Raw genomic sequence first — 12333 nt, 5'->3', positions numbered from 1 at the left:
GATTGCTGTCCAAGCGACGCTGGCGAGGCTTCTGAACGAGGTGGCCGCATGACCACGGGTGAGACCTTCGGCAGGACCATCCAGCTTTTCCTGGTCGACGGGAAACCCACGGGCCTGCGCAAGGCCACGATCCACGGCTGGACCGGCCTGTTGTTCGTCAGCGGCGCCTCGGCCTTCGGCGATCTGACCGCCCGGGCCGAGGTGGACCGGACCGGAGTCTATATCCTGTCCGGCCCGGACCCGGACAAGCCCGGCGTGACCCGGGTCTATATCGGGTCGGGGAACTCCGTCTCTGAGCGGATCGAACAGAGCGCGAAGAAGCGCGACTTCTGGGAAACCGCGATCACCGTCACCACCAGCGATGACGACCTGTCTAAGGGGCATGCCGAATACCTTGAGGCGCGGCTGATCCGCCTGACCGCGCAGGCGGGCCGGGTGACGCTGGATAACGGCACCCAACCCGATACCGACCGCCGCCGCCTGCCCGAGGCGGATGTCGCGAACATGGAACAGTTCCTGTCGAACCTGAAGATCATCCTGCCGGTTATCGGGCTGGATATGCTCAAGCCTCAGCCCCGGGCCGTGACGCAGGTCGCGAAACCTGCCGAGGAGCGGACGGTCGAAGAGGTTCACTTCGAGATCCGCCACAAGAGCGGCGTTCAGGCGACCGCCGTGGAAGAGGACGGGGAATTTGTAGTGCTGGAAGGATCCGAGGCCCTGATCGGGACCGGGTACGTCCAGCAGAGCTATGGCGGCCTGAAGGAAAAGATGATCGCGGATGGCGCGCTGGTTCCCCATGCCCCGGACCGGATGCGCTTCGCCAAGCCCTGGCCGTTCGGCAGCCCCTCGGCCGCGGCGGCGGTGGTACTGGACCGGAACAGTAACGGGCGGCTGGAATGGAAGGTCCGGGGATCGAAGCTGAATTATCACGAGTGGCAGCAGGCGCAAGCCGGCGGGTCGGAGGTGACGGAATGAGCGACCTGCATTACGAGAAGAACCTCGAAGGCTACATCGTCTGGAAGCTCACCGCCGCAGGCTGGCTGGTCGGCACGACCGACGCCTATGACGCGGACCGAGCCATGTACCCGGAGGATCTGGAGGCATGGCTACGCGCTACCCAACCCCAGAAATGGGACCGGCTTCACGCGATGAACGGGGACAAGACCCTTACAGTGGTCATGGACCGGCTGGAGGCGGCGCTGGAAAAACAGGGGATGGTGCAGACACTGCGCCGGGGGTTTTCCATCGCGGGCGCGGGGCATCTGGACCTGTCCGAGGCAGCCCCAGAGGACCGGCGGAACGACCAGGTCCTGCATCGTTACGCGTCGAACCGGCTGCGGGTCGTGCCCCAGCTGAAGTACCACCCCGAGCGCGAACTCGCCATCGACCTCGGCCTGTTCCTGAACGGCCTGCCGCTGGCCACGGTCGAGTTGAAGACGGACTTCACCCAGTCCGTCGAACACGCAAAGGCCCAGTATCGGCGCGACCGGCCTCCGGTCGACCCGGTCACCAAGCGCAAGCACCCGCTCCTGACCTTCAAGCGGGGCGCAATCGTCCATTTCGCGATGTCGGACAGCGAGATCTGGATGACCACGAAGCTTGCGGCCGACGATACCTTTTTCCTCCCCTTCAACAAGGGGGATAACGGCCGGGCCGGCAACGCGGCCCGGGCCGATGGAGAATACCCGGTCGCCTATTTCTGGGAGGAGATCTGCCAGCCGGACGCGTTCCTGCGGATCTTCCACAGCTTCGTCTATGTCGAGAAGAAGAACGTGGTGGACCTGAAAGGGAACTGGTCGGTCAAGGAGACGCTGATCTTCCCCCGGTTCCACCAGTTCGACGCGGTCAACAAGATGATCGCCGACGCGAAGGCGAAGGGGCCCGGGCACCCCTACCTGTGCGAGCACAGCGCCGGTTCCGGCAAGACCTCGACCATCGCCTGGACGGCGCATGACCTGGTGAAGCTGCGCCGGGATGACGGGACGCCGATCTTCGACACGGTGATCATCGTGACGGACCGGAACGTCCTGGACGGCCAGTTGCAGGACGCGGTCCAGCAGATCGACCATCAGAAGGGGCTGATCGCGGCCATCGACCGGGAAACCTCGTCGAAGTCGAAGAGCGACCAGTTGAGCGAGGCGATGCTGAAGGGCACTCCGATCATCGTGGTGACCATCCAGACCTTCCCCTTCGCGATGGAGGCGATCCTGACCGAGCGGTCGCTGCGGGACCGGAACTTCGCGGTGATCATCGACGAGGCGCACAATTCTCAGACCGGGAACACGGCGTCAAAACTTCAGGCGACGCTGGCCCTGTCCGCCCGGAAGGACGCGGCGGATATGACGGTCGAAGACATCCTCCTGGAGATCCAGCGGGCCCGGAAACGTCCGGCGAACGTGTCCCATTTCGCCTTCACGGCGACCCCGAAACATTCGACCATGATGCTCTTCGGGCGCCCGACCGACCCGTCCCGCCCGGGGGGGAACGACAACCTCCCGGTATCGTTCCACAAATACGAGATGCGGCAGGCGATCGAGGAGGGGTTCATCCTCGATGTCCTGCGGGGCTATGTCCCCTACAAGACCGCGTTCAACCTCGGCCAGGAGATCGTCGAGGAGAAGCGAGTCGACGGGAAAGCGGCGAAGCGGGCGCTAGCGAAATGGATGACGCTTCACCCGACGAACGTCACCCAGAAAGTCCGGTTCATCATCGAACATTTCTCAAAGAACGTGGCCCACCTCTTGGACGGGAAGGCGAAAGCGATGGTCGTCACCAGCTCCCGGGCCTCCGCGGTCCGGTACAAGCGTGCATTCGACGCCTTAATCGCGGCCAATCCAGCTTATGGGAACATCCGGGCGCTGGTGGCCTTTTCGGGGAAACTGACCGGGCGCGAGGTGATGCACCCGAACGATGACCTTCTGAAGGGGGACGCGTTCATCGTCGAGGAGGACGCGGAGTTCACCGAGGCGAACATGAACCCGGATGCGGCCGGAAAGGATCTACGCCACGTCTTCGACCGGCCGGAATACCGGGTCATGCTGGTGGCGAACAAGTTCCAGACCGGGTTCGACCAGCCGAAGCTGGTCGCTATGTACGTGGACAAGAAGATCGCGAACGCGGTCGAGATCGTTCAGACCTTCTCCCGCCTGAACCGAACCTTCCCCGGGAAGGATCAGACCTTCATCATCGACTTCATCAACGACCCCGACGTGGTTCGGGCCGCCTTCGCCCAGTATGATCGGGGCGCCCGGATCGAGGAGGTTCAGGACCTCAACGTCATCTATGACCTGAAGGGCTTCCTGGACGATCAGGGGCTATATGACGACACGCACATGTTCGACTTCCAGCGAGCCCGATTCCGGACCGCTTCCGCCGCCGCAAGCGGCGCTGATGACGAGGCGGCGCACAAGGCGATGTTCGCGGCCACCCAGGAGCCGACCGACGCCTATAACCGGCGCCTCGCAGAGTTGCGGGACCGGGCCGGCGCAGCCGAGGACGCCTGGCAGCGCGCGAAGAGGGCCGGGAACGAGGACGGGATGAAGCGCGCGGATCACGAGCGCGAGCAGGTCGAGACGGCGATCATCTCCCTCACGGATTTCAAGGCGGGCCTGGCCCGGTTCGGTAGGCTCTACGCCTATATCGCGCAGCTGGTCGACCTTGGAGACCCGGACCTCGAAACCTTCGCCGCCTTCGCCAAGCTGCTGGCGAACCGGCTGGACGGGATCCCGCCCAATCAGATCGACCTGCACGGGATTGCGTTGACCGGATACCAGATCGCCGAGCGCGAACCGGCCGGGGGTGAAACGGAACCCGAGGAGCCCATTCTCCAGCCCGACAAGGGGGGCGGAGGGGGCGGACGCCCCGGGGCGTTGCCGGTCTACATCCAGGAACTGATCGAGCGGCTGAACAGCCTTTTCGGCGAGGCGACCCCGATCGAGGACCAGGTCGCCTTCGTGAATCAGGTGGCGGCGATCACCCGCGAAAACCGGGTGGTCATGGCGCAGATCGAGAAGAACACGAAGGATCAGGCGATGAAGGGAAACCTGCCCGGCGCGGTGCAGGCGGCGGTGGTCCGGGCCATGTCTTCGCACAGCGCGCTCGCCACGCTTCTGCTGAGCAAGGACCGACAGGCCCTGCCGATCCTCGAAGGGGTCGTCTACGAGATCTTGAAACGAGGTGCAGCTCTCGACCTAACTTCAAAGTGATCTCGTCAGATATGCCGCGCAGAGACAGACTGAAGTGAATGTCGATCTTTGAGATCATTCACGATACGTACCCGCGTCGCCTCTTCGTTGCCGCGAGCTTCACCAAAGCCGTGATAGCCTTGCCTTCATCAGGATGGGTCTCGACCATCATCTGCCCCCGAAACCCGATCCGGCCCCATTCGCGCACGAGGCTGGCGCGACCGAAGAGGTCGCGTTGCACACTCAGCCGATAGAAGCGACGCATGTTGCGCGCCGGATCGATCCGGCGCATCTGCAAGTCGGTCGGGAAGACATCGAGCTGGATCGGGCTGTGGTACATGTAGTGATCGACTGAGGTTTTCTCCACAATATCAGGTGGAAGTCTGCGCTTCCACCTCGATTTCCCCGCGAGGGGTAAAAGGGGGCTCACGCCCCCTTCTCGAACTTCATGACCGGGATACCAAGCTTTTTGGCCTTGTCGGCGAGGTTCTCCTGGATGCCATTACCTGGGAAGACGAGGACGCCCACGGGCAGCACTTCGAGCATGGCGTCGTTGCGCTTGAAGGGCGCGGCCTTGGCGTGCTTGGTCCAGTCGGGCTTGAAGGCGACCTGCGTCACTCCGCGGGCCTCAGCCCATTTGGCGGCGATGAGTTCAGCGCCCTTGGGGCTTCCACCGTGGAGAAGGACCATGTCGGGATACTTGGTCCGGACCTGATCGAGCTTGCCCCAGATCAGACGGTGATCGTTGAAGTCGGTCCCGCCGGTGAGGGCGACCTTGGGGCCAGCGGGGAGCATCACCTCGGTTTCCGCGCGGCGCTTGGCGGCCAGGAAGTCGCGGCTGTCAATGAGCGCTGCGGTCATGTGCTGGCGGTTCACCATCGAGCCAGTGCGAGGGCGCCAGGTGGAGCCCGTGTGATGGACGAACTCGGTGGCGGCGTGATCGCGCATCATGTCCATGCAGTTGCGCCGTTCGATCAGCGTCAGGCCTTCGGCCGTCAGGCGCTCGAGCTCGGTCGATTTCACCTCGGAGCCGTCCTGCTCCCGCTGGAGGCGGCGCTGCGCCTGCTCGTTCTCATCGAGCGACCGCTCGATCCGGGCCGTCGCGCGGTGGAAGAGATTGACCTGGCCCCAGAGCACTTCTTCGAGGTCGGGTTCCATGCGGGTGTCTTCCAGGGTCGCAACGAGGGCGTCGAAGATGTCGGCGACGGCGACCGCAAGGCGCTGCCCATCGGGCATCGGGCGCGGATCAGGCTCGTCAAAGGGGCGGTAGCCGTAGAGCTGCAGCTCGTCGAGCGCATGGGCGGTCTGGGATGCAGTGTGGACGGGTTCATAGGCGTCGTCGTGGGTGTGGATCGTCATCGGTTTCTTGCCTCCGGGCCTCAACTCGTCCGCGCGTCATCCCGCGCGGCCTTCATGGGCTGCGAAAGCCGTGGGAGGGGACGCCCCTTCACCCCCTTTCGGGGCCGGAACGCATGTGGAGGAGGACGGGGGGCGGCTGATTTGTCTCGCGATGCAAAGGCGGGGCTCGCCCCCGCCGGCGGAAATCAGTCGCCCCCCGTCCTTGAAGGGGCGGCATCTTTGACGGCCGCCTGCCCATCTCTTGAAGGCCGCTCGGGTGACGGGTGGATGAGATTGCCCGGAAAGAGGCAAAGCGACGATCCACAGCCATGACAGGGATCCGTACCCCCCTGCCCCGCACTCCCCGACTGACCCTTGCGCGATGCGGATCAGCCTGACAGGCGATGCCGATCCTCTGGCCCGATCTGCCCTGCCAGATGCTGGCGCAGCGCCTCTTTGCCGTACGCCCGGAGATCATCGTTGAAATCCCCGAGCCGCGGTTCCAGCACCCGAACGGCAATCCCGGCATCAAGTGCTCTGGCGCTCAACCTCTCTGCCGCGCGTTGCCCGGCCGGATCGCTGTCGATGGCGATGTAGAGGCGCTGAAGCCCCTCCGGCAGCAGGACCGCCCCGAGGTGACCCGACGACAGCGCAGCCCAGACAGGGAGGCTAGGCACTGCTTCGATCAGGGACAGCATGGTCTCGATGCCTTCGCCGATGACGAGGATGTCGTCATGCGGGGTCAGCCTGACGGCATTGCCAAGGAGATGACCCATGGCACGCCGCTGCGTCTCGACCCGCGCCTTTCCCTGTCCGTCAGGCGCAAGCCAGGTGCGATGCACGCCCTGCAGGGCCCCTGCCCCATCGGTGACCGCGGCGATCAGCGCCGGTCTGGGGATGCTCCGGGTCTGGCCCTCATCCCGATGCCAGCACTTCGGGTGGAAGCGAAGGGCGCTCATCCTGCCGCCTTGGGTCAAGCCCCGGGAGCGGAGGTAGGTGTCGGCAAGCGTGGCTGCGACCGGCACCGAAGCCGCGAACAGACGCGCCGCCGCCGCTGGCGTGCCACCGGGGGGCTTGGTCTTCTTCGGCACTGGCGCATCCGAGAGAACCGGCGGCGGACGGCCCAGATGCGCCCGGGCCTCGGCCAGAAGATCGGGAAAGCGGGAGATCCCGGTCCTCTCGCGGATGATATCGAGAAGATCACCATGCTCGCCCGTGGCGCCATCGGTGAACTTGCCGGCCGCGCCCGGCCCTGAGGCGGGTCCAGTCAGCCGCACAAAGAGCGACCGGCCGGGGTTGTTCTGCAGATCGCCCACGATCCAGTAGGACCCTTCCCGCCGTCCGGCGGGAAGGTAGGCGCGACAGACACTCTCTGCATTTTCCGCCAAAGCGCGGATCAGATCTTCGGTCTCGGAATACATGGCTCAACACCCTCCGCGTGCATGTAGTCCCGCTACAGGACAACGTGCAAGCAGGCGATCCAGCACGGCAATGCCGCCCGAGTCCGTTGGGCAGAAGAGACGCAGCTTCCAAGCGATAATTTCCGAGAAGAAGCCATCTGCCTTGAGCCGGTCTTTGGCGGCCTCGGTGAAGCTGGAGAGCTCGATCCGGTTCACGCCCATGACGCGGGACCGGTGGAGTTCCATCCCTTCAGCCAACCGCACCACCGTCTTGCCCTCCAGAACGAGGGCATGGACCTGCGCTGCCGTGAGCTTCGGCGCATCGGCCGCCAGCGTGGTCGCAACCCAGGCGGGCGAGACACGGCGGCCGATGATGCGCTGGCCGTCATCGGTCTGCAGCCGGTAGACGCGGGTCTCATCCTGGGGGAGTTGCTTCCAGATCGGCAGCAAGAGACCCACCACGATATGCAGCGTCGCCTCCGAGAACTCCGGTACTTCTGCAAGTTCCGCAGTCCAGGCGGCGGTGAAGGCCGCGCGGTCGGCTTCCAGCCAGTGGGTGTCCTCCATCATCTTGGCTGGGACGGTGCTCGCCTCCGTTGGCCGGATCAGCCGCAGCCGCGGCTCGATGGTGCCGTCGTCCAACATCAGGCTGGTGGCAGGCACCTGCACTGCAGCGCGACCGGAGCGGCTGTTGACGAGAAGCCGCGCCTTGGGATCGTCCAGCCAGCCGAGCGCATCCGCGAGCGAGGTCGGCGTGTTGCGCCGCTTTTCCGCGATGGTCAGGAGCTGGGTTTCGGCACCGGAGCCGGGATGGGTGTAGATCACGCGCGCATCCGTGACACGGAAGCTTTCGGCACGCAGCGTCTCAAGTCCGAGGTCGTAGATACCGGCCGCGATGGCGCCTTCGATACGCTGATCGAGCAATTCCTCGAAGGCAGAGAACAGCACGGCCTGCATATCGATCGTCAGCGCAAGCAGACGATTGAGGAAAGTGGTGATCGGGGGCAGGTCGTCCTTCAACCCGTTGTCATCGGTCAGGCTCAGACCGGTGGCATCCTCGAAGGCCCCGAGCGAACAGCCCGCCACATCGCCGCGATAGATGCGGCGGTAAAGCTGGCGCAGCGCGTCTCGGGCATAGGGCGACTCGAGGTTGTCTTCGGGTCGGAACAGCCCTTGCCCGCCGGTCTGGCGCTGGCCACGCGTGATGGCTCCCAACGTGTCGAGGCGGCGCGCGATGGTCGAAAGGAACCGCTTTTCTGCCTTCACATCCGTCGCCACCGGCCGAAAGAGCGGCGGCTGCGCCTGATTGGTGCGGTTGGTACGGCCGAGACCTTGGATGGCAGCATCGGCCTTCCAGCCGGGTTCCAAGAGGTAGTGGACCCGCAAGCGCTGGTTCTTGGCGCCAAGGTCGGCGTGATAACTCCGACCCGTGCCTCCGGCATCCGAGAAGATCAGGATGCGCTTCTGGTCATCCATGAAGGCGGCGGTTTCCGCGAGGTTGGCAGACCCCGCCCGGCTTTCGACGACAAGCCGCGCGGCAGGACCCTCGCCTTTGCGCACGATGCGGCGCGAGCGGCCCGTGACCTCGGCCACGAGGTCGGTGCCGAAGCGCTGGACGATCTGGTCGAGCGCCCCCGGCACGGGCGGCAGCGAGGCCAGCTTTTCGATCAGCGCGTCGCGCCTGCGGGCAGCCTCGCGACATTCGACCGGCTGGCCATCCCGCACCACGGGCCGTGACGACAGATTGCCCTCGCTGTCGGTGAAGGGCTCATAGAGCTGCACCGGGAAGGAATGGGCGAGGTAGTCCAGGACATATTCCCGCGGGGTGATGTCGACGCGGATGTCGTTCCACTCCTCGGTCGGGATCTCCGAGAGGCGGCGTTCCATCAGCGCCTCGCCGGTCGAGACGATCTGGACGACGGCCGCATGGCCTGCGGCCAGATCGGCCTCGATGGCGGCGATCTGGGTGGGGGTTTTCATGCTGGTCAGCAGATGGCCGAAGAAGCGCTGCTTCGCGGACTCAAAGGCCGAACGCGCGGCGGACTTGGCCTGGCGGTTCAGCGTGCCGCTGTCGCCCGTGATGTTCGCCGCCTCCATCGCGGCGGCGAGGTTGTTGTGGATGATGGCAAAGGCCCCGGCATACGCATCATAGATGCCGCGCTGCTCAGGCGTCAGCGCGTGTTCCAGCATCTCGTATTCGACGCCATCGTAGGACAGCGACCGGGCCGTGTAGAGGCCCAAGGACCGCAGGTCGCGGGCGAGGACTTCCATCGCGGCGACGCCGCCTGCTTCGATGGCCTCGACGAACTCTGCTCGCGTCGCGAAGGGGAAATCCGCACCACCCCACAGACCGAGCCGCTGCGCATAGGCGAGGTTGTGGACCGTTGTCGCGCCGGTGGCGGAGACATAGACCACGCGGGCATTGGGCAGCTTGTGCTGCAGGCGCAGGCCCGCCCTGCCCTGCTGCGAGGCCTCCGTATCGCCGCGCTCGCCTTTGCTTCCAGCGGCATTTGCCATGGCATGGCTTTCGTCAAACAGGATCACCCCGTCGAAATCCGTCCCCAGCCAGTCGACGATCTGGTCGACCCGGGACTTCTTGGCACCACGTTCTTCCGATCGCAGTGTCGCATAGGTGGTGAACAGAATGCCCTCGGAGAGCGGGATGTCGCGACCTTGCGCAAAGCGCGAGAGCGGCGTCACCAACAGCCGCTCCTGGCCGAGCGCCGACCAGTCGCGCTGCGCGTCCTCGAGGAGCTTGTCGCTCTTTGAAATCCAGAGCGCCTTGCGGCGGCCCTGGCACCAGTTGTCGAGCAGAATCCCGGCCGACTGGCGGCCCTTGCCCGCGCCCGTGCCATCGCCAAGGAAGAAGCCGCGGCGGAAGCGGACAGCGTCCGCGGCATCATCGGACGCAGCCGAGACCATTTCGCCAGCTTCATCGACGGTCCACGATCCGGCGAGATAGGCACCATGCGCCTCGCCAGCGTAGATAACGGTCTCGAGCTGCGCGTCGGAAAGGAGGCTGTCGCGCAGCACGGCTGCAGGGAGTTTCGGGCAGTAGGAGGGTTTCGGGGGCACGACCGAGGCCATTGCCGCCGACTGCACCAGCTTGGTCGGATGCGGGGCCGCGCCAGGGATATCGATCGATTGCAAGCAGAAGGTCTCGTAGATCGCGTCCGACAGGCGCGCAGCGCCGAGATCGTCCGCAGCCTCGCGCAGGGTATAGGCCAGGTCCTCCGCATCCGGCGTGGTGACATGCACATCCATCTTGGCCGCTGCCGTCGAACGCAAGGGTCGAGCGGCAAGGCCGGACGCATGGGGAGGAATTCCCCGGAAAGGGGAAGCGGGCTGCGATTGAGCGACGGCGCCCGCATCCATCTCGAGGCGCGGCGGGACCTCGGCGGCAATCCGGGCAAGAAGGTGCGCCACATCGGGAGACATCGGCCGAGCCAGATCGGCGGTGATGCCGCCCCGCTCGCCGCCCCGGCACTTGTCGAAGACTGAGATCCGGGTCCCAAAGCTGGTGCCGTGCTTGGCGAACGCCGCACCCGACACGGAGCCGGTGAAGACCAGATGCGCCGTCTCGGTCAGGCGGGCGAAGGTTTCCGCCCAGGCAGGTGCGTCCGGCGCGAAACCGGCACCGGTGATTGCGACCAGACGCCCGCCGGGGGCCAGACGCGCAAGGGCCGAGCGCAGATGCCGGGCTGTCGCCTCGGTCGTCCGGCCATCGACATGGGCTACCGCCGAGAACGGCGGGTTCATCAGGATGACGCTCGGGCACAGGCCCGCGTCCAGATGATCGTCGATCTGCGCCGCGTCGAAGGTAGTGACGGGATGCACCGGAAAAAGGTGACGCAGAAGGCCGGCGCGGGTCTCGGTGAGTTCGTTCAGCGCGAGGCTGCCGCCGGCGATCTCGGCGAGGATGGCAAGAAGCCCGGTCCCGGCCGAAGGCTCGAGGACCAGGTCACGCTGCGTGATCTGCGCCGCGGAGAGGGCAGCGATCCCCATGGGCAGCGGCGTCGAGAATTGCTGGAAGCGCTCCATCTCCTCCGAGCGCCGGGTATGCGTCGGCAAGAGGCCGGCAACCTTGGCGACGATCGGCAGCAGCGCGGCAGGCGATCCAGCACGTGCGAGCAGCGCGCGGCCGAACTTCCGCAGGAAGAGGACCAGCGCCACCTCGCCCGCCTCATAGGCGAGCTTCCAGTCCCAGGCGCCGTCGGCATCGGAGCTACCAAAGGCGCGCTCCATTTCGAGGCGCAGACGCAGCGCGTCGATTTGGAAGCCTTGAGCGAGATCGGGCTGAAGTGCTTCGGCAACAGCGAGGATCGCGGGCGCGGGATCACGAGACGGGACAGGAACGGGAGGCGCAAAGGGTGCGAGATAGGTCATCGGGGAACTCCGGAATGAGGGACAGGACCAGCCCCGGACACCCTCTCTCGGGCACCCTCAGGCCTGATCTTCCCCGGCCCCCCTCTTCCTCTCGAGCCGACGCGTCCCGGACGCTTGGCTTGATTTTGTTCCCGTTATGTTCTACATTGAGAGCCAAGCCAGCAAGGGATTTACCCGATGGACAGCACCACATGCGCCTTGCCCGCAACGCCCAAGCAAATCGCCTATGCGCGCTCCCTCGCCCTGCGCAACCAGACCCTCCTGCCATGGGAAGTTCAGCAGGACCGTAGGTCGCTTAGCGCCTGGATCGAGGCACAGGCCCAGCTGAAGCCGGTATCCGAAATGGACCGGCTGTCGACCTCGAAGCAGGTGGCCTTCGCGGAGAAGCTCGCCCGGATCAAACACCGCGCCGTCCCGGACGAATGCTTCCGCGACAAGGGGCTGATGTCGAAGTGGATCGACGGGAACAAGTGATCCCGGCACCGGCTGGCTCCGGCCTTCCGGAGCTTCTGCCATACCGTGGCTTGGCAAACCGAGCGTAGTTGCCAACCTGTAGGTTGGCAGATTAGCCCTTCGGGACATCAGCCTCGGTCAAACTCCCGTCCGAAGTATCGAGACCTGGTCCCGACGGCACGCTGGGAGGTACACCGCTGCGGCCTTCTGCAACCACCACCAGTCGTAGCCGTCTCTCGACCCAGCGTCTTCAGATCTCCCTCCACTTCGGGCTTGTCCCTGAGTTCTTTGAATATGGTGATATTGGAGCGTTCATAACGCTGGAAAAGCATCCTGATCAAAGAAAACTATAGCGGTCTCTTTGGGCAGAGGCGTCGCCGCCCTCAGCGCGTCTATGGGAAGCCCAGAAGACCGGCGGACTCAGTCCATCTTTGGAAGCCATGTGTTTTGCCGGAGTGACCTCTCGTTCGTCCGGCGAAATGCTGCCCGTAACGCTTCCGTCGGTGAGGGCGGAGATTCCAAAACCTCGAAGAATGCCTGATGGTCGCATGGCTTCAAGGTTGTGACGTTCA

At 65.0% G+C, this 12333-nt stretch carries 7 protein-coding genes; 3 read left to right on the top strand and 4 right to left on the bottom strand.

The genetic code is table 11. The features are described 5' to 3' along the window. The first annotated feature begins 48 nt into the window (after positions 1 to 48). Both AC4PTB_RS17555 and AC4PTB_RS17550 read left to right on the top strand, forming a co-directional pair. Positions 49 to 975: a GIY-YIG nuclease family protein gene (locus tag AC4PTB_RS17555; RefSeq protein ID WP_136904882.1), complete on the top strand. Its 927-nt coding sequence runs from the start codon at positions 49 to 51 to the stop codon at positions 973 to 975. Next, positions 972 to 4205 carry a type I restriction endonuclease subunit R gene (locus tag AC4PTB_RS17550; protein WP_136904883.1) on the top strand — a complete coding sequence of 1078 codons (3234 nt, stop codon included), beginning with the start codon at positions 972 to 974 and terminating at the stop codon, positions 4203 to 4205. The genes AC4PTB_RS17555 and AC4PTB_RS17550 overlap by 4 nt, the downstream gene beginning before the upstream one ends. A gap of 58 nt (positions 4206 to 4263) precedes the next feature. Here AC4PTB_RS17550 and AC4PTB_RS17545 read toward each other — a convergent pair whose 3' ends face one another. The 4 genes from AC4PTB_RS17545 to AC4PTB_RS17530 form a co-directional block, all read right to left on the bottom strand. Continuing rightward, entirely contained in the window at positions 4264 to 4524 is a 261-nt protein-coding gene (locus AC4PTB_RS17545; RefSeq protein ID WP_136904884.1) for a WGR domain-containing protein, read from the bottom strand. Between the two features lie 86 nt (positions 4525 to 4610). Beyond that, complete coding sequence (locus tag AC4PTB_RS17540) at positions 4611 to 5543, bottom strand: DUF2493 domain-containing protein (RefSeq protein WP_136904885.1); 933 nt, start codon at positions 5541 to 5543, stop codon at positions 4611 to 4613. A 368-nt stretch (positions 5544 to 5911) separates the two neighbouring features. Further along, positions 5912 to 6943: a DUF7146 domain-containing protein gene (locus tag AC4PTB_RS17535; protein WP_136904886.1), complete on the bottom strand. Its 1032-nt coding sequence runs from the start codon at positions 6941 to 6943 to the stop codon at positions 5912 to 5914. A gap of 3 nt (positions 6944 to 6946) precedes the next feature. Then, on the bottom strand, positions 6947 to 11308 hold the full coding sequence (locus tag AC4PTB_RS17530; RefSeq protein WP_136904887.1) for a strawberry notch family protein: 4362 nt from the start codon (positions 11306 to 11308) through the stop codon (positions 6947 to 6949). A 177-nt stretch (positions 11309 to 11485) separates the two neighbouring features. Between AC4PTB_RS17530 and AC4PTB_RS17525 the strand changes: the two genes are divergently transcribed. Further along, complete coding sequence (locus AC4PTB_RS17525) at positions 11486 to 11782, top strand: hypothetical protein (protein WP_136904888.1); 297 nt, start codon at positions 11486 to 11488, stop codon at positions 11780 to 11782. The last annotated feature ends 551 nt before the right edge of the window (positions 11783 to 12333 follow it).

Source organism: Rhodobacter sp. 4.3.4 (assembly GCF_058724655.1).
The sequence above is the reverse complement of the archived record's forward strand: the minus strand, read 5'-3'. Positions and strand labels throughout refer to the sequence as shown.